The organism is Pseudomonas sp. NPDC089758, from assembly GCF_044748705.1.
GTDB classification, from domain to species: Bacteria; Pseudomonadota; Gammaproteobacteria; order Pseudomonadales; family Pseudomonadaceae; genus Aquipseudomonas; species Aquipseudomonas putida_X.
In genome coordinates, this window is the sequence record NZ_JBIVGN010000014.1 from 47,174 (window position 1) to 65,846 (window position 18,673).

Sequence of the window (18,673 nt, forward strand, 5' to 3'; positions counted from 1 at the left end):
AGCCATGAAAAAGCGAATCGTCCTTTACAAGCGCCTGCCCGAGGCCCTGCTGGCGCGCCTGCAACAGCAGGTCGAGGTGACCTGGGTGGATACCACCGGCAGTGACGGCCTGGCCCGGCTGCGCGATGCCTTGCCCGGCGCCCACGGCCTGCTGGGCGCCAGTGTGCGGCTGGACAGCAGCCTGCTGGACCTGGCGCCCCAGCTTGAAGTGGTGGCCAGTGTCTCGGTCGGCGTCGACAACTACGACATTGCCGAACTCACCCGCCGTGGTGTGATGCTGACCAATACCCCTGATGTCTTGACCGAGACCACCGCCGACACCGGCTTTGCCTTGATCCTGGCTACTGCCCGACGGGTCGTGGAGCTGGCCGGCTGGGTACGTGACGGCCACTGGCAGGCCAACATTGGGCCGGCGCACTTTGGCAGTGACGTGCACGGCAAGATCTTGGGCATCGTTGGCATGGGGCGCATTGGCGAGGCCTTGGCAAGGCGTGGCGCCGCCGGGTTCGGCATGCGCGTGCTGTACCACAGTTCGCGGGCCAAACCAGAGGTGGAGGCCCGCTATGGTGCCCGCTATCGCACCCTGGACGCGCTGCTGAGCGAGGCGGACTTTGTCTGTTTGACGGTGCCTTTGAGCGCCAGCACCGAAGGCTTGATCGGTGCGCGGGAGCTTTCGCTGATGAAGCCCGAGGCCATTCTGGTGAACATTGCCCGCGGACGTGTGGTGGACGAGCAGGCACTGCTTGCGGCGTTGCAGGCCAAGCGCATACGCGGCGCCGGGCTGGATGTGTTCGTGCAGGAGCCGTTGCCGGCACATTCGCCCCTGTTGCACCTGGACAATGTGGTGGCAACCCCGCATATCGGCTCGGCAACCCATGAAACCCGCGAGGCCATGGCGCGCTGTGCGGTGGAGAACCTGTTGAGCGCGTTGGCGGGGCACAGGCCGGCGAATCTGGTGAATGAGGTCTGAACGTGAGCGCCGCCGGTGCGGCGCTCACTGGAAGGCAGCCTGCTACTGGCCACCCTTCATGCGCCGCGCCACCGCGTATATCCCCAAGCCCACCAGCGCCGCAGCGGCGCCGATATAGCCGGTGCTGGTCCAGCCCAGCCCGGCACTGATGGCCATGCCGCCAAACCAAGGCCCCAAGGCATTGGCCAGGTTGAAGGCCGCATGGTTGGAAGCCGCTGCCAGGCTCGGCGCTTCGTGGGCAATGTCCATCAGGCGGATCTGCAAGGGCGCGGCCAGTGCGATCATGGTGCCGACCAGGCCGATGCCCAACAACAGTGTCCACAGCGAATGGGCAGCGAAGGTGAAAAACACCAGCACGGCGGTCGACCACACCAGGACGATGCCCACGGCGCGGAACTGCAGCCGGTCGAACAGCTTGCCGCCGGCAATGTTGCCGATGATGCCGCCAAGACCGAAAGCTGCCAGGCCAAAGGGAATCCACTGGGGCGCTACTCGAGTCACTTCCAGCATGGTCGGCGCCAGATAGCTGAACACACAGAACATGCCGGCAAAACCGATCGAGGCGATGCCCAGCGCCATCCACACCTGCGGCAGGGTGAAGGCTTTCAGTTCCTTGCGTGGGTCGCTGCGTACTTCATCGCTGCGTTGCGGCACGTAGTGCCAGACCAGGGCGATGGTGCACAGGGCGATCAGGCCCACCAGCAAAAACGCCGAGCGCCAGCCAAAGTACTGCCCCAGGAATGTCGCCACCGGGTTACCCAGCAACATGGCCAGTGTGAGGCCCATCATTACCCGGGCTACGGCGCCGGCGCGCTGGTTGCTCGGTACCATGCTCGAGGCAACCACCGCAGCGATGCCGAAGTACGCACCATGGGGCAGGCCGCTGATGAAGCGGAAGGCCACCAACCCTGCAAACGACGGGGCGAAGGCGGTGGCCAGGTTGCCGATGGCATACAGCGCCATCAACAAAAGCAGCATGTGCTTGCGCAGCAGCTTGGCACCGAGAATGGCCAGTGCCGGCGCACCCACCACCACACCCAGCGCGTAGGCGCTGATCGCATGGCCTACCTGGGGCTCGCTCAGGTGCAGGTTGGCGGCGATGTCCGGCATCAGCCCCATGATCGCGAATTCGCCGGTGCCAATGGCAAAACTGCCCAAGGCCATGGCGGCTTCCATCTTGCCGATTTCGCCTTTGGAAAGGGCGACTGGCGGTACTTCATGAACTGACATTAAGGTCCCTATTGAAACATGCTGAAACGTTCAACGCGGGATCATAGTCAATTCGTCCACTGAGCGTCGAGGACGACGGGCAGTGGATCAGTCCATCATCTGCAGCTCGGGCAGCTTCACCCGAAAGGCGCGGGTCAGCCCGAGCAAGCAGACGAAACCTGCCGCCATCCAGCACAGGCCGATGGTGAACGACATGCTCGACAGGCTGCTCCACAGCCACAGTGTGCTCAAGAAACCCAGCGCCGGCAGGACGCCATACAGCAGGCAGTTGCGTGTGCCACGCAGCTTTTGGTCGACGAGGTAATGCTTGACCACCGCTAGGTTGACGGCCGAAAAAGCGAACAGTGCGCCGAAGCTGATCATGTTGGCGACGGTATCCAGGGTGATGAACAGGGCGACCAGCGACAGGGTGCTGACCAGCATGATCGCCGTGGCTGGCACGCGCTTTCGCGTCACCAGGCGGCCAAACGCCCGCGGCAATGCGCCGTCGCGGCCCATGGCGAACAGCACGCGGGACACGCTGGCCTGGGACACCATGGCCGAGGCGAAGCAGCCGGCCACGTAGGTGGCGGTAAAGCCGGTCACCAGCAGCTCGCCACCGACATGGCGCATCACATCCACCGAGGCGGAGTCCGGGTCAGCGAACGAGGCCCAGTCGGGGAAGACCATCTGGGCGCAGTACGACACCAGCAAAAACATCAGGCCACCGATCACCGACACTGCCAGGATCGCCTGCGGGATACGCCGGGTCGGCTCGCTGGTTTCCTCGGCCATGGTCGACACCGCGTCGAAGCCCAGAAACGACAGGCACAGCACCGCAGCGCCGGTCATGATCAGCGGAACACTGAAGCCCTCGTGATGGAACGGTGCCAGCAATGACACCGGTGCGCTCTGCTCGCTGAGGTTGCGCACCGACAGCGCGACGAAAACGATGATGAACACCAGTTGCGCCACCACCAGTATCCAGTTGACCCGGGTGATCGACTCGATGCCAATCAGGTTGAGGAAGGTGACCAGGGCGATCGAGCCCAGCACCCACACCCAGGCGGGCACCGCCGGGAAGTATTCGGACATGTAGATGCCGATCAAAAGGTAGCTGAGCAAGGGCAGGAAGATGTAGTCGAGCAGCAGGGTCCAGCCGGCGATGAAACCGAAGTGGCTGCCGAAGGCCTTGCGGGTGTAGGTGTAGACCGAGCCGGAGTAGGGGTGGGCCTGGACCATGCGGCCGTAGCTGTAGGCGGTGAGCAACATGGCGGCGAGGGTCAGCAGGTAGGCGGTGGGCAGATGCCCTTTGGTCATCTGGGTGACCAGCCCGTAGGTGGTGAACACGGCCAGGGGCACCATGTAGGCGAGGCCGAACAGCACCAGTGCGGTCATGCCCATGGATTTTCTGAAGCGGCCTGAAGCGGTGGGGTGCGACGCAGAGTGGGGCGGGTGGGCTGTATTTGTTGTTGTATGCATTGCTGACTCCTGGTTCTGGATGCAGGACGCCGCAATATGCGAGCAGGCTCGATACTGTTGATGGCGTTGGATCAGGGGCAGAGCTTGGGGTGGGACGTGGGAATGCTCCCACACTCGCGGCGCACCCGAAATCACCCTTTGGGGGGAGCCTGAACAGGGGCCGCACCCTGGCCCCTGCACGCAGTGGCGCGCTAGGCCAGCAGGTTTTCCAGGTTGTGTAGGATCGAGGCTGCGTCGTAGGGCTTGCGCACCACCGGCACATGTTTCAAATGCTCGGGGATGTTCATGCTGTCGCCGTAGCCGGTGGCGAACAGGAAGGGGATATTCAGGTTTGTCAGCGCTTCGGCCACGGCAATGGAGGTGCCGGTGCCCAGGTTGATGTCCAGCACTGCGACATCCGGGGTGTGGCTGGCAAGCAACTTCAGGGCTTCGGCTTCAGAGCTGGCGGTGAGCACTCCCTGCACCTGCGCGTCGGCCAGGATCTGCTCAAGGCCAACCGCAATCACCAGTTGGTCTTCGAGTATCAGCACGCGCGCCTTGGCCAGGCTGCTGCAGTCTAGCTGTGGCTGCTGTTGTGTAACGGCCGGGGTCTCGCTGGCGAGCTCTTCGACCAGCGTCAGGTGCTTCGCCGGAATCCGGAAGAAGCCCTGCAGGCCCTCTGGCCTGTATTCAAGGGTGCTGCTGCCACCCAGGTCGAACGGGATGCTTCGCTCGATCAGAACAGAGCCGAAGCCGCTGCGGGTCGGTGCGCGTACGGTTGGCCCGCCGCTCTCGCGCCAGGTGATGTCACAGGCCCCGCCCGTGTCGACCACCCAGTTGACGGCCAGCTTACCGCCCGCCCTGGACAAGGCCCCGTACTTTGCCGCATTGGTCGCCAGTTCGTGAAGCACCAGGGCCATCACCGAATAGGCGCGGGCATCGAGCAGCAGCGCGGGGCCGTTGAGCGCCAGTGCATCGGCGCTGGTGCGGTAAGGCGACAGTTCGGCCTCCAGCAAGTTGCCAAAGCGGCCGCCACCGTCACCGCGTACCACCTGATCATGTGCCAGGGACAATGCCTGGATCCGCCCTTTGAGCGTCGCCACATAGCCACTGAGCGTCTGGTTTTCCGAGGTGGGGTGGGCCACCAGCGCACCGATGAGCGAAAGAATGTTCTTCACCCGGTGGTTCAGTTCCTCGTTGAGCATCCGCTGGCGAACAGCCGCCCTGGAACGCTCATCGGCCAGCAGTTCGCTGTTATGCAGCGCCACCTCGACCACCGCCGCACGGATGGCTTCGCCAAACTGGCGGTCCTGCTCTGACCAGGGCAAGCAGTGGTGGTGGACTGTCTCTTTCCACACGGCGAAGCTCTTGCGGGGGGTGAGGCGGTCGCCCAGAGGGCCGCTTTCGTACGTCTTGTTGGGGTCGCCCGCCCAGCTCAGGGTTTCGACCACCTCCTTGCGAAACAGCATGAGGTAGTCACGTGGGTGCTGCGACATCGGGATGATCAGCACCCCCGCGACATCCATGGCATAGTCCTTGGCTGCAGGGTGCGCCAGCGACAGGCAGTTCGACGCCCAGGTACGGCCTTCGGCGACGCCTTCGGCAAAGCTGAGCAAGCCGGGTACCGCCTGCCTTGGCGGCGTCAGCCCGGCCACGGTCCATTGGCCTTGCAGCGACATGCCAATACCGTCGCAGGGGATCAGGCCCTGAAAGTCGGGCAAGCGCGCGCGCAGCAGTTCGTCGATGTCCGTTGTGCGGTGCGCATCGTGCAGCAGGTTGTCGAGCACCTGCCGGGCGTGGGCGGCGGCCTCCAGCGTTTGGCGGGCGTTGAGGGTCTGGATGTGCAGGGAAAAGAACTCGCCGAACATCTCAGCCGCGACCCGCTGGCCCATGCTCAGCGTGCGTGGTGCGTAATGGTGGCAGGCGATCAGCCCCCAAAGGGCACCGTCGACGATCACTGAAATGGACATGGATGCGCCCACGCCCATGTTGTTCAGGTATTCGCAGTGAATCGGCGAAACGCTGCGCAGGTGGGCATAGGAGAGGTCGAGGGGCTCGCCAGACAAATCCAGTACCGGGTCGAGCGGCACGGCCTTGAAGTTGGCGTCGGAAATGACCCTCACAGGGTTACGCAGGTACAGTGCACGGGCCTGCTGCGGAATGTCCGAGCCTGGGAAGTATTGCCCCAGGAAGCTCTCAAGCCCGCTACGCCTGGCTTCGGCCACGACCTTGCCAGCGCCGTCGGCGCCCAGCTGGTAGATCATCACGCGGTCGTAACCGAGCAGGGCGCGAACCCGCTTGGCGGTATCGGCCACGAGCCTGTCGGAGCGGTCGATCTCGCGCAATTGGGCGATGACCGTGCGCACCAGTTCGATTGGTTCGGCGATGCTTTGGCTGGCAGGCTCGAACTCAAGGATGACAGTGCCCTTGAACAGGTGGGCAGATACATCGAATGCTTTGCCAGAGGCCAGCACCACGCCGAACGACAGCGCTGGCCGGGAAGCTTCCCTCACACGCGCCAGTGAGTTGCGAACCGTATGGGCTGCCTCGACGCCGATGATTGTCTCCAGCCGTTGACCATTGACGCCGCCTGCCACGCCGAGCATGTGCGCGGTATTTGCCGAGTGGCGCAGGACCAGGCTGGCTGAGGCGTCGCAGGCGAGCAGACAGCCGTGTGGCTGGATGCTGCCCGGTATCTGGATCGGCTCGCGATCGCAATTGGTCAAGTTGACGTGAGGTTGCAAAGTCATGGGGTTTCCGCCGGCAGTGCTAAGACCGGCTGCCTGTGTGACCGCCGAGCATGTTCAAGCAAACGCAGTGTTCACAGTTGCATTAACTGGCGAGTCTAGCCTGCGCCTATGGCTTAGTCACCTTGGCGTTGCAGAGGTTTCGGCGGCTATCGCCCAAATTGCCATCAACGGGTGCCGGCGCAATGGCGTGGGTGTGCAGGCTTGGGCCAAGGGCGCCGGGGCGGGTTGACCTACGCCTGGAAGTCCGATGGGTTGGGCGCATCATTGGGTGCATCCTGGCGGATATCGAGATATACGGCCGCTCCACATACGCCGAGCAGGCCTACCGAGGCGATCACGATGTCGCCCAGCAGCATGCCCGCGAGCAGGGTCAACAAACTCAGCCTACAGAACAGCGCCATGGCCACCTCCTTGGCAATTGGGATGCGCGATGCCCCGTACCCTATCGCCTGAGGCCCAGGGATGCAGCCTTGCCCGCTGGTTGTGGCAATCCTGGCGCCTGCTTTGGCAGAACGAGCGCCTTCGGGGCGCCAACGGTGGTTCACCTGCCTGATCTGGTGTCCGTTTTGCCCTGCGCACGCAGGCGGACCAACAGGTTCGCCAGTTGCACTGCACCGATCAGGATGAAGCCGGCCACGATCCCTTCCAGGCGGATCAGCCCAGGTGCAGGGCTGGCATCGGCATAGGCGTCCGGCACCATCACCACCAGGTACACCAGCGCGAACTGAGTGCCGGCATAGGCGAAGGAGCGGTTGCTGTTCTCGATATGCCGGCCCAACAGCACCCCGATGGACATCATCAAGGTCATGGCCAGCCAGTTCGAACCCATCAACCCCAGTGCCAGCCAAGCGCACGCGGCACCGGCAGCACAGCCGATCAGGCGATGGATATTGCGCAGGGTCACTGCCTTGCTGCCAGGCACCAGCGCGGCTGGCGGCACCATCATCACCGCCATGATGGTAATGGCTGCCTGGCTCAGCCCCTCGACGGCGAGCCACTGGCCCAGCAGTGGAATCAGTGCCAGCGCAACGCCGGCCTGCAGGGCGTGCACCCGCATGCTGCGGGTAACCTTGGCGGGCAGGGCCGCCTTGGCAAGCGGGGCGTGCGCTGTGACGACAGGCAACGCGCGCCTCACTGTGTGGCCAGAGAGCATCGCCACGAACCAGCAGGCCAGGGTACCGCAGGCCACTTCTTCGATCCGGGTTCTGGCGAAGTACAGCACGGTATCGGAGTCGTCGGCCTGCAGGCTGGCGATAGACACCATGGCGAAGGTAAGCCCGGTGAACAACCACGCATAACCATGGGCATAGCGGATGGCACACAGCAACGTGGCAGCACCGACCAGGCCGATGACCAGGCCAAGCCAGTGCCCGGGCAGCCCCGTGCGCGTCGCGAGTACGGCAGCGGCCATGGCGCCGGCCGCGGTGCCGATGATTCTCAGCCCGCCCCGATAGACAGTGTCGTGCAGGCTGGAGCGCATGACCATGTACCCACTGAACGCTGCCCAGCCGACATTGGCAACGCCCAGGTAGTGCGCCATGGCAATGGCCAACAGCACTGAAAGCAGGGTTTCCGCCTCGTCGACCAGGCGCTGGGGCAGCCGCTGTGGGGTGACGAACTCCGAACGTATGCCTTGGCAGAATTTCGCCAGGCCGTGCCAAGGTGAGTGTTGATCGGACATTGCAGTACCGTGACCATGTTCGACGGCGTGGCGCGACCTGCCACTGGCCCCTGAGCACAGGATAGGCCAGCAGCGGGCAGTGGTCGGTTTACCTAATCCCCCTGGGGTACTGCACTGTTGCCATTAACCTCTGCTTCAGAAGCCTTCCAGCACGATCTTGCCGCGGGCTTTGCCGCTTTCGAGCAGGGCATGGGCGCGCCGCAGGTTGTCAGCGTTGATGGCGCCGTAGTGCTCGCCCACGGTGGTCTTGAGCACACCCTCGTCGACCAGGGCCGACACGCGCTCGAGCAACTGATGCTGTTTGATCATGTCTTCGGTCGTGTACAGCGAACGGGTGAACATCAGCTCCCAGTGCAGCGACAATGACTTGCGTTTGAGCGGCACGACGTCCAGTTGGGCGGGGTCATCGATCAGCGCAAGCTTGCCTTGCGGCCGAAGCACTTCCACCAGTTGCGCCAGGTAAGTGTCGGTGTGCGTAAGGCTGATCACGTAATCGACGGGCTCCAGGGCGTGTTCTGCCAGTTGCTGGGGAATCGAAACGGTGTGATCGATCACATGGTGGGCACCCAGTTCGCTGACCCATTGCTGGGTTTGTGGGCGCGATGCCGTGCCGATCACGGTCAGTTGCGTGAGCTGCCTGGCCAGCTGCACCAGGATCGACCCAACGCCGCCACCGGCGCCAATGATCAGCAGGCTTTGCCCCTTGCCACCGTGCTGCTCAACGCCCAGGCGGTCGAACAGCAGTTCCCAGGCGGTGATGGACGTCAGCGGCAAGGCTGCGGCACTGGCATCGTCCAGGCTGCGGGGTTTACGCCCGACGATGCGTTCATCCACCAGGTGGTACTCGCTGTAGCTGCCAGGGCGGTCGATGGCACCGGCATAGAACACCTCGTCACCGGGCTGGAACAGTGTCACCGCGTTGCCGACCTCGCGCACGATACCGACCGCATCCCAGCCCAGCACCTGGGGTTGGTCGGCGCTGCGCGAGGCCCTTACCTTGGTGTCCACCGGGTTGACCGCAATGGCCTTGACCTCGACCAGCAGGTCGCGGGCACCTGGGGTGGGCTTGGGCAGATCGGCCTCGTACAGCGATTGTGGGTCCTGAATCGGCAAACCGGGTTGGGTGAAAACAATGGCCTTCATTGCCATGACCTCGTTAGGGGAAGGAGTGCTGCTCAGGCTATCGGGATTGAGTTGAGTCAAAAACAGGGGCAATCGGATAAGACTTTCACTTTTACGGTGAAAATCAGCCGCGCCGCGCCTGTTTCGGTCGGCGCGGCTCAAAGCCTCTGCAGCGCCGGGGCTGGCTCGTGACACAGCGACAGCACCCCGCGTTCCGGCGAGTTGAACATCGACTTGAGATTGCTTTCGATATTGCGGCAAAAGTCTTCGGTACGAATGCGGTGCTGGCTGTTGCCGAACGGCGCCTGAAGGTCCGTGCCGATCCGTTCCATGGCCAGCAGCATGCAGCCCACGACCGTCGATACGACCGGCGTGAACCAGCCTAAGGTTGGAACCAGGCTCAGCGGCATGATGATGCAGAACAGCGTGCCAAACAGCCTGGGGAAATACACATAAGGGTAGGGCAGCGGTGTATTGGCGATACGCTCCATGCCGCCTTGCCAGTTCGACAGGTCTACCAGTGTCGACTCGATGCGCGCCAGCCGGATGCTGTCCAGGCGGCCTTCGTTGAACTCGTGCGTGATCAGTTCTGCCGAACCGCTGAGAATGTCGTTGGGCAAGTTGCTGGACCCGGCCAGGCGGGCCCGTTCACTTTCAGTGAGCAAAGCGCCCAGCGCTTCGGGGTTTCTGCCGCCGCCCAGGTGCATGCGCAGGGCATGCAGGTAAGCCACGTGTCGGCGCATGAGCTGGGCTTTGACCGGGTTCAGGCCCTGGGTGTCTTCGATGAGGGTAAGCACCTGCCGGCCCAGGCTGCGCGAGCTGTTGACCATCGAGCCCCACAGCGTCCTGGCCTCCCACCAGCGATTGTACGCACTGGAGTTGCGAAAGCTGATGAGCACCACCAGCGCGGAGCACAACAGCGTCAGGGGCATCAGCGGGAGCTCGAACCCGTAGCCTGTGACCAGCATGGCATCGAGGGTAACGGCCACGTCCCACAGCAGTAGCCACAGCAGCGACCACCCGACGTATGTGACCGTCCTGGCCAGGCATTTCCATTTCATATCCAGTGCGTGGGTCATGGCACAACTCCTTGTAAGCCCTTTGAAGACGGGCGAAAGCGCCTTTGCTGGGGACAGGTTAAGGTGCCAGACTTAAGCGCAGCTTAATCTTGAGCTTGAGCATGGTGGAGCCTTCCGGCGCTTGGCGCAGGTGTGCGACCATGGCCGACGGTTGCCACTGAGAGACAGGTTATGGATCGCGAAAGTCCTGGCATTTACAGCCCTACTGGCGCGTCTGCAGCGCAGAACCAGGAACATGCGTTTCCAACCAATACTGCAGAGCGATTGCAGCTGGCGCTCGATGCAGGTGCGATCATCGGCACCTGGTTATGGGATATCCCCAACAACCAGGTCACAGCCGATGAGCGCTTCTCCCGATCCTTTGGGCTGCCGGCAGACAGGTGCATGGCGGGCATACCGATCGAAGAAGCGTTCGCCTCCATTCACCCGCACGACCGTGAGCGAGTCTGGGCAGACATCCAGCAAGCGATGGACCGTGGTGGGGCATTCAGGTGCGAGTACCGGGTACGTCACGACGATGGCGGCTACAGATGGGTCGAGGCCAATGGCCGCGCACAGCACGACCTGCAAGGTGTGGCTGTGCGCTTCCCTGGCATACTCATGGATATCGAGTCGCGGCGCTCGGCAGAGGCTGAGCGCGACAGGATGTCGGCCCTTTTGCGAACATTCACGGCAGCGGTGCCCGGGGTTGTCTATGCCAAGGACCTGGCAGGGCGCATGCTGGTGGCCAACCATGGTGCCACGCAACTGATCGGCAAGCCGCCGGAGTTCTACCTGGGCAAGACCGATGTCGAGTTCCTGGAGGACAAAGCCCAGGCTCGCCAGGTGATGGAGACAGATCAGCGCATCATGCACGGCGGTGTGGCCGAGCAGATCGAGGAGCGGGTCGATATGCCCGATGGCTCGGCGACCTACTGGCTGTCCATCAAGGCCCCGCTACTGAGCGACACCGGCGAAGTCATGGGCCTGATCGGGTCCTCCATCGATGTAACCGCCCGCAAAAATGCTGAATCCAAGTTGCGTGAGCTCAACCGTACGCTGGAAGCACGCATCGAGGAAGCCGTGGCCGAGCGCGAAGCGGCCCAGGCGGCGCTGCGTCAGTCGCAGAAGATGGAAGCGGTCGGCCAACTGACCGGGGGGATTGCCCACGACTTCAACAACCTGCTGGCAGGCATCACTGGCAGCCTGGACCTGATCAAGCTGCGTTTGAACCAGGGGCGGGTCGCGGACGTGGAGCGTTACTTGTCGGTAGCGCAGGGGGCTGCCCAGCGTGCTGCCTCACTGACACACCGCCTACTGGCATTCTCGCGCCGCCAGACGTTGCTGCCTGAGCATACCGACGTGAATGCCTTGATCAGCGATATGGAAGAGCTGATTCGTCGAACGGTCGGCCCCTCGATCAACCTGCGGGTGCTGCTCAATGCGCAGGCCAGCACGTGCCTGGTCGACCCGGCGCAAGTCGAAAATGCGTTGCTCAATCTCTGTATCAATAGCCGTGACGCCGGCGGCGGTGAGATATCCATCAGTACATTCGACCAAGTGCTGCAGCCAGGGCCGGACCTCGATCCGGAGCTGTCCCCCGGAACGTATCTGACAGTTTGCGTGGCTGACAATGGCATCGGTATGAATGCCGAAACACTCAGCCGCGCATTCGAGCCCTTTTTCACGACAAAGCCGGTCGGTGCGGGCACCGGGCTGGGCTTGTCGATGATCTATGGGTTCGCCAAACAGTCAGGGGGCCAGGTGAAGATCGAATCGCAGGAGGGCGCAGGCACCCGCGTGTACCTGCAGTTACCCAGCCAAGCCGCCCGTGCAGGCCAGGATGCGTCTGTGCGAACGCCAGTCAAGGCGCCGCCGGTGCTATCCGGAGCCACGGTACTGGTGGTCGACGATGAGCCTTCGGTGCGGATGTTCGTCAGCGAAGCCCTGGGCAGCTGTGGTTATGTCGTGATTGAAGCGGCTGACAGCCTGGCGGGCTTGCAACTGCTGCGCTCGGATACGCGTATCGACCTGTTGGTGACGGACATAGGCTTGCCAGGTGGCATCGACGGCCGGCAGATGGCGCAGACGGGCCGCCTTTGCAGGCCTGGGCTGCCGGTGCTGTTCATGACCGGGTATGCGCAGCCGCATGTACTGGACCAGGCCCCGATGGAAGCGCACACGGCAGTGCTGACAAAGCCGTTTGCACTCGAAGCGCTGTCGCTGAACGTCAATACGCTGCTTGGACATTCAAGCCGATAACGGCTGGACGCTGCTGTTGCACCTCACGGTTCAGCGCGTGCAGCACTTGTGCAACGGCGGTGATCAGCGCTCGACAGGGCAAGTGCTGTTCGTCGACGAAGCCGCTTGACTGATCAGTGCCACCAGGCGCTTGACGTTGGCTTGCTGGGCGATCACAACGTCATCGATGCTATTGCCGGCCGCCGTCTGCAAGGTGCTGCGGCAAGTCAGCTGGGCATCGGCGCCGCGTGCTCGCAAGCGCCAGCGTGCGTCCAGCAGGGCATACTGCCCGGGCACCGAATCGAACCGTTGCACATCCACCCGCAGTGACAGCTTGCGCGCAGGGCGGGTGTTGCTCAATTGGTCGATCAAGGCGCTGCGCAGCTCATCCACCAGGGTGGCGCCCCACCACTGCGTCTCGAGGATGGCCAGGCTGCTATTACCTTGACGGATCACCAGTTGGGGCCGGTCGACCTGGGGCGGCACGCTGACACTTTCAAGCAGGATTTCGTCCGTGGCGGCGTGGGAGGACGGCGCGGGCATCGCCGGCGTGAGGGTATGGAACTGGATAGGGTCACTGCGGCAGGCGCCCAATGTCATCAGCGCGACCAGCAGGGTAATCCTTGGCAACGGGGTCATGCTCAACACTCCTGTGGTCAATTGCGTGGCGGCCCTTGCAGGTCCATCGGCGCGGCGTTGTCCGGGCGGCCACGCAGCAGGGACTCAGGGTTACGGCCCAGGTAATCGGCGAGCTCGCGCAGCGAGCGCGACATACGACTGAGCTCGTCCAGGGTCTGCGTCAGTTGTTCCCGCTGTGGCGAATCGTCTGCCAGCGTCGCGTTGGCAGATTTCAGCGTGCTGCTGACTTCGGCCAAAGTGCCTTGTACGCCCGGCAAGGTCTTGGCGTTGAACTGTTTCAGGCTCTTGCGCAGCTCGACCAGGTTGGCGTCCAGGTTGCTGGCAATACGTTCCAGCGGCAGCCGGTTGACCTTGTCTACCATGGTCTGCAACTGCTCTTGCAGCAGCTCCAGGCTGCCAGGAATGGTCGGGATCATCACCGGTCGGGCAGTAGGGTCGAATGCCACCTTCGGCGCTTTGGGGAAGAAATCCAGGGCGATGTACAGCTGGCCCGTGAGCAGGTTGCCACTGCGTGCCTGGGCTCGCAGGCCGTTGTCGATGAACGTCCCCATCAGTTTGGCGGCGGACGCTTCGTCATTAGGATCGTGCTGCAGGGCCTTGAGCATCTTCTCGTGCGCGCGCCCCAAGCGCTGGGGGTAGATCACGATGCCGACGTTGACCGGGAAGCTGCGCTGCTTCTCATCGAAGTCAAGGTTCACCGAGACCACGCGGCCAATCTCCACGCCCAGAAACTCTACCGGAGCGTCGACTTTCAGGCCGCGCATGGCCTGGTCGAAGCGCAGTGCCAGGTACTGCGCCTTGCCGGCGGGCGGTGCCAGCGCGCTGGCCTGGTCGGCGAACAGCTCGAAGCGCTGGTCTTCGCTGGCGGCGCTGTCATTGGGGTTGTAGTCCGGTGCACGGAAGGCGATGCCCCCGACCAGAATGGAAGACAGCGATTCGGTCTTTAGCGCGAAGCCATTGGCGCCGACGTCTATGTCAATGCCACTGGCGTTCCAGAAGCGGGTGTTGGCGGTCACGAAGGCATCGTTGGGCGCGTGGACGAAGATCTCTACATCAACCCCTCTGCCATCCTTGTCCAGGGCGTAGGCGACCACCTGGCCGACCGGGATCTTGCGGAAATACACCGGGGAGCCGATGTCCAGCGAGCCCAGGTCCTGGGTGTGCAGGGTGAAATGCTTGCCGGGCTCGCCGTAGGTGATGGCGGGTGGGTTTTCGAGGCCGGTGAAATGTTTGACGCGGGTGTTGGACTGGCCGATGTCGGCGCCGATGTAATCGCCCGAGAGCAGGGTGTCTATGCCCGACACGCCGCCGGCACCGATCCGTGGGCGGACCACCCAGAATTTCGAGTCCTCACGGGTGAAGCCTTCTGCCTGCTTGTCGAGTTTGACGGTGGCGTTGACGTTCTTCTGGTCGTTGCTGAGTGCGACCTCGGTCACGTGGCCGATCACGACGTTGCGATAGCGCACTTCGGTCTTGTTGGCTGCAAGCCCGGCACCGGTCTTGAAGGTGAGGGTAATGGTCGGGCCTTCCTGCATGAGGTTGTGCACCACCAGCGAGAGGCCCACAAGCACTGCCACGATCGGCACGATCCACACCAGTGAAAAGCTGAACCGACGGGTCTTGACCGGTGCCTTGCCCGGCACGGCTGGGCTGTCATTGCTGGATGGGTTCATCCATGAGCTCCTTGTCAGGTGGCGTGTCCCAGATCAGACGGGGGTCGAAACTCATCGCAGAAAGCATGGTGAACACCACCACCAGGCCAAAGAACAGAATGCCGGGGCGCGGCTCGATATCGCCCAGCGCCTGGAACTTCACCAGCGCCGCAACCAGGGCAACGACCAGCACATCGAGCATCGACCAATAGCCGATCAGCTCAACGAACCGGTAGAGCTTGGAGCGCTGCTGTTGCGCCCAATGGCTGCCACGCTGGACAGTGATCAACAACATCGACAATGCCATGAACTTCACGCCTGGTACGGCGATGCTGGCAATGAAGATGATCAGCGCGATATCCCAGGCGCCGTGCTCCCAGAACTCGATCACGCCGCTCATGATGGTGCTGTCGGCACCGCTGCCGAGCATGGTGGTGTTCATCACCGGCAGCACGTTGGCCGGTATGTAGAAGGCAAGCGCCGCGAGAAGGTAGGCCCAGGTACGGCCCAGGGAATTGGTCTTGCGCCGATGCAAGGGGGCGTCGCAACGGGGGCACCGATGCGGTTCGTCGCGCATGTCGCAGGCGAGCCCACAACTGTGGCACAGGCACAGGTTGAGTTCGCTGGCGGTTGGCGGCCTGTTCATGGCATATCCCACAGGTCGCGGATGTCCCGGCCGGCAATGCGGATCATCAGCAGGCTCAGGGCGGCCAGTGCGAGCAGGCCGATGCCCGGCAGCACATCGAGCATCCCGGCGAGCTTGAACACCGCCACCATCGCGCCGAGCAGGCACACTTCCAGCATGCTCCAGGGGCGCAGTGTCTCCAGCCAGCGCATGCACAGCTTGAATGCTGGTGAGCGGCGGGCGGCAAGGGCGTAACCCAGGACCCAGATGAGCAGAAGCAGTTGGAATGCCGGGGCGATGATGATCGAGATGGCCGCGACCATGGCCATGAACGTGATCGGCCCCTGGCTCAGTGCCAATACCGAATCCCACAACGTGGCGCTGTTCTTCAGGCCCTTCAGGCTGATGCTCATCACCGGATAGAAGTTGGCGAACAACCACAGCACCGCGGCCGTGAGCGTGAGCGCCAGGCGTTGCTCCACCGTCAGGCCATTGTGCCGCTGCAGCACACCGCCACAGCGGGCGCACAAGGTCTTCTGATGCTTGGCGAGCAGTGCTTTCTCGTACACGCAGTCGCAGTGCTCGCAGATGATCAATTGCTCTGTCGGGGGCATCATGACGCTCTGGTCAACTGAGGGCAGGCCTTTGTGAATATAGAAGCGCTGCTGTATTAGGCAAATGTTGTGCGAACAAACTGTAAACCCGTGGGCCAGCGCATTCAGCCGGCCTTATCGCTAACTTTGCCCGATAGCACCGGTGGCGGCCTGCGGGCCGGTAAGCATTGCCCTGATGCTCAGCTGACCGGGCCTTGTTCAGGGGAGTGGGGACTGGCCGGGGCGGTATGCCACTGCTCTTTGGGTACCCATTTGGCCTGCTCGGGGTCACCCAGGTAGTGCGGGGACATGATCTGCACCCCATATTCGTTGAACACGTCCTGAATGTTGGCGTGCAACAGGCTCAGCAGCAGCGCGCGCGGCCTGGGCTCAGCGGGAACGGCCTGCGCGACCAGGCGGTATTCGGGGTAGAAATCCGAGAGAGCCGTCTGGAACACCTGTGGTCTGGGGTCCTGGAGTACGCCGTCGGTGCGCCGTGCCGCTTCCAGCAACATGGCCTCCACCTGTCGCCAAGGCGTGTCGTAGCCGATGGTCACAACCGTGTCCACGACATAGCCTTGCCCTTGCACGATACGCGAGTAGTTCTTGGTCACCGCCCCTGTAATCATGGAGTTGGGCAGCGTCAGGACTTCGCCGAGCCCGGTTCTGATCGTCGTGGTGAACATCCCCACTTCGGTCACTGTGCCTTCGTATTCGCCCACCCGGACGAACTCGCCGGCCCGAAGGGTACGGGTGTAGGTCAGGATCAAACCGGCTGCGCCCTGGCCGATGACGCTGGTCGCCCCCAGTGAAATCATCAAACCGATCAACACCGACAGCCCTTTGAAGGCATCGGTGCCTGAACCTGGCAGATACGGGTAAGCCATCACCAGCGCGAACAGCCAGATGGCCAGCGAGGTCAGGCGCATGGTGGGTTGCAGGGTTTCGGCGGTGAGCCAGGTCAATGTGCCTGGGCGGGCCATGCGCCGCAGCACACGTTTGGAAAAGGCGCTGATGCCACGGGCGATGAAGAAGATCGAGATGGCCACGGCAAGGCCCGGCATGGCACGCAGAATGCCGCTGACCAGGTACCTGAACAGCTCCATCAAGTGGATATTCAGGCTTTCGCCCCAGGAGCGGGTGTAGGGGAACTGCGACAGCACGAACCCCAGCCACTGGTAACAGAGCAGCAGCACGATCAACCAGTACAACAGCCACAGTGAGCGGTCGATCAGGTAGTAGAGGTTCTGCAGATCGAACAGCGGCGTGTGCCCGACCTTGAAGCGCTCGGAGTGTTTGCCCATCAGGCGGGGCAACAGGCCCAGCAGCTTGCTGCGACCCAAACCTGCAGCCTTGAGCAGCAGGACGAACACCAAGGTGGCGGCCGCCGAGTAGCCCACCGCCGTCAACAGGAACTTCAGGCTGCGTGCCTGGCGGGTTTCCTCGACCACCAGGCGCAGGTTTTCGGCAGCACGTTCGGCAGCCTCGTTTGGCGTGATGGCGTCGGCTGCGGCATCGAGCGGTGTAACGATGAAGGCGCGACGGCCCCCCAGCAACACCAGATAACTGTTCAGGATAGGGTCGGTCCTGACTTGCAGGTCGTTGTCTTCCTGCAGGGTTTCTTCGATCAGGCTCTTTGCGCGCTGGGCGCGCGCCTTGGGGGTTTCGCCCAGCAAGGTAGAACGAAAGACGAAAACCGTGCGGTTGATCACCGTGAGCGCGGCTGGCTCGGCAATGACGCCCTCGACACCTGTGGCGGGCTGCTCGCCGTCGGCGTTAACGAGGGGCGAGACCATCATGTACAACCCCAGAATCAGCCAAGCCACCCGCCCAGACCAACGCTTGATCCCCATGCTTCACTCTCCGGCGCCTGCCTGCGAATTGTTTCCAGCATAGCCGGCTTCAGGCAACCCTCCGTGGCGTGCAGGAATCGGCTTCATCAAGCGGCGCAGGGACGTCACCACGCTGTAGAATGCTCATCTCTGCCTTCGCCAAGGAATCAAGATGCCGTTGCACCCTATGCCCACCGCAAGCCCCGCTTCATGAGCCGTTCGCTGTTCGTCTCCATGGACGGGCCCAAGGGCACCGGCAAAACCACATTGTTGGAGTCCGTCACCCAGGCACTGCGGGCTGACGGGCTGAAAGTCATCCGCATCTGCGAGCGAAAGAGCGACCCCTACAGGGCTGAAACCATGGCACTGGTCAACCAGTTCGTCAGAAACCCCAGCCCGGACCTTGAGCTGGCGATCTGTGAGCGCTTTGCCCAGAGCCGTGCGTGGATATCCCGGCACGTGCTGGCCAGACAGCCGCCGGACAGCATCATACTGATCGACCGCTGGTACCCTTCGGACGCTGCATTTCGCCGGCTGATCCCGTTCCCTGGGATTCTGCGCCTGAACACCGCTTGTGATGTGCGCATACCCGACCTGCATGTGGGGGTGGTCACCGCCCCGGCTATTTCATGGGCGAGGGCGACGGCACGCACGCGCGGGTTGAGCAGCACGGTGATGCACAGGTTCGAAGAGCATGTGGCCTGTACCCATGCTTTCGAGCGAGCCGTTGCAGACAACGGCTGGCTGATGTGCCGCAATGAAGGGACAATCGAAGACGCTACGCTGCAGGTGGTTTCAGCGATTCAGCGCGTGCTTCGACGCCCTTAGCGCGTGCCTCTT

At 63.0% G+C, this 18,673-nt stretch carries 15 protein-coding genes; 3 read left to right on the forward strand and 12 right to left on the reverse strand.

Features of this window, described 5'->3' with window-relative positions; translation table 11 throughout:
• Nucleotides 1–4: 4 nt before the first annotated feature.
• A complete protein-coding gene (locus ACIPZH_RS18620) occupies nt 5–970 on the forward strand; it encodes a 2-hydroxyacid dehydrogenase (protein ID WP_400637262.1) in 966 nt (321 codons plus the stop codon).
• Between the two features lie 42 nt (nt 971–1,012).
• On the opposite strand, the gene ACIPZH_RS18625 is transcribed toward ACIPZH_RS18620, so the two are convergent.
• The 7 genes from ACIPZH_RS18625 to ACIPZH_RS18655 all read right to left on the reverse strand — a co-directional run bounded on the left by ACIPZH_RS18625 (nt 1,013) and on the right by ACIPZH_RS18655 (nt 10,272).
• Complete coding sequence (locus tag ACIPZH_RS18625; RefSeq protein ID WP_400637264.1) at nt 1,013–2,200, reverse strand: MFS transporter; 1,188 nt, start codon at nt 2,198–2,200, stop codon at nt 1,013–1,015.
• 87 nt (nt 2,201–2,287) lie between these two features.
• Nucleotides 2,288–3,661 carry an APC family permease gene (locus ACIPZH_RS18630; RefSeq protein WP_400637266.1) on the reverse strand — a complete coding sequence of 458 codons (1,374 nt, stop codon included), beginning with the start codon at nt 3,659–3,661 and terminating at the stop codon, nt 2,288–2,290.
• A gap of 191 nt (nt 3,662–3,852) precedes the next feature.
• On the reverse strand, nt 3,853–6,390 hold the full coding sequence (locus tag ACIPZH_RS18635) for an HWE histidine kinase domain-containing protein (protein WP_400637267.1): 2,538 nt from the start codon (nt 6,388–6,390) through the stop codon (nt 3,853–3,855).
• 230 nt (nt 6,391–6,620) lie between these two features.
• Nucleotides 6,621–6,791, reverse strand: coding sequence for a hypothetical protein (locus ACIPZH_RS18640; RefSeq protein WP_400637269.1), 171 nt, complete (start codon nt 6,789–6,791; stop codon nt 6,621–6,623).
• 140 nt (nt 6,792–6,931) lie between these two features.
• Nucleotides 6,932–8,071, reverse strand: a complete 1,140-nt coding sequence (locus ACIPZH_RS18645) for an FUSC family protein (protein ID WP_400637270.1) — start codon at nt 8,069–8,071, stop codon at nt 6,932–6,934.
• Between the two features lie 135 nt (nt 8,072–8,206).
• A complete protein-coding gene (locus ACIPZH_RS18650; RefSeq protein ID WP_400637271.1) occupies nt 8,207–9,214 on the reverse strand; it encodes a zinc-binding alcohol dehydrogenase family protein in 1,008 nt (335 codons plus the stop codon).
• A 137-nt stretch (nt 9,215–9,351) separates the two neighbouring features.
• Nucleotides 9,352–10,272 carry a bestrophin family protein gene (locus ACIPZH_RS18655; RefSeq protein ID WP_400637273.1) on the reverse strand — a complete coding sequence of 307 codons (921 nt, stop codon included), beginning with the start codon at nt 10,270–10,272 and terminating at the stop codon, nt 9,352–9,354.
• A gap of 171 nt (nt 10,273–10,443) precedes the next feature.
• On the opposite strand from ACIPZH_RS18655, the gene ACIPZH_RS18660 reads away from it, so the two are divergent.
• The gene (locus tag ACIPZH_RS18660) at nt 10,444–12,513 is read left to right on the forward strand and encodes a PAS domain-containing protein (protein WP_400637275.1); all 2,070 of its coding nucleotides are present in this window, start codon (nt 10,444–10,446) and stop codon (nt 12,511–12,513) included.
• A gap of 63 nt (nt 12,514–12,576) precedes the next feature.
• Here the strand turns inward: ACIPZH_RS18660 and ACIPZH_RS18665 are convergent, their stop codons facing one another.
• From ACIPZH_RS18665 to ACIPZH_RS18685, 5 genes are all read right to left on the reverse strand, one after another.
• Entirely contained in the window at nt 12,577–13,131 is a 555-nt protein-coding gene (locus ACIPZH_RS18665) for a membrane integrity-associated transporter subunit PqiC (protein ID WP_400637277.1), read from the reverse strand.
• Nucleotides 13,132–13,148: 17 nt separating this feature from the next.
• Nucleotides 13,149–14,804 (reverse strand): intermembrane transport protein PqiB, encoded by a 1,656-nt coding sequence (locus ACIPZH_RS18670; RefSeq protein WP_400637278.1) that lies wholly within the window; start codon nt 14,802–14,804, stop codon nt 13,149–13,151.
• Complete coding sequence (locus tag ACIPZH_RS18675; protein ID WP_241806901.1) at nt 14,785–15,429, reverse strand: paraquat-inducible protein A; 645 nt, start codon at nt 15,427–15,429, stop codon at nt 14,785–14,787. Before ACIPZH_RS18675 ends, ACIPZH_RS18670 begins: the two co-directional genes overlap by 20 nt.
• On the reverse strand, nt 15,426–16,022 hold the full coding sequence (locus tag ACIPZH_RS18680; protein ID WP_400628278.1) for a paraquat-inducible protein A: 597 nt from the start codon (nt 16,020–16,022) through the stop codon (nt 15,426–15,428). The genes ACIPZH_RS18675 and ACIPZH_RS18680 overlap by 4 nt, the downstream gene beginning before the upstream one ends.
• 179 nt (nt 16,023–16,201) lie before the next feature.
• Nucleotides 16,202–17,854: a mechanosensitive ion channel domain-containing protein gene (locus ACIPZH_RS18685; protein ID WP_349975497.1), complete on the reverse strand. Its 1,653-nt coding sequence runs from the start codon at nt 17,852–17,854 to the stop codon at nt 16,202–16,204.
• Nucleotides 17,855–18,043: 189 nt separating this feature from the next.
• Between ACIPZH_RS18685 and ACIPZH_RS18690 the strand changes: the two genes are divergently transcribed.
• A complete protein-coding gene (locus ACIPZH_RS18690) occupies nt 18,044–18,661 on the forward strand; it encodes a dTMP kinase (RefSeq protein WP_400637280.1) in 618 nt (205 codons plus the stop codon).
• Nucleotides 18,662–18,673 lie beyond the last annotated feature (12 nt).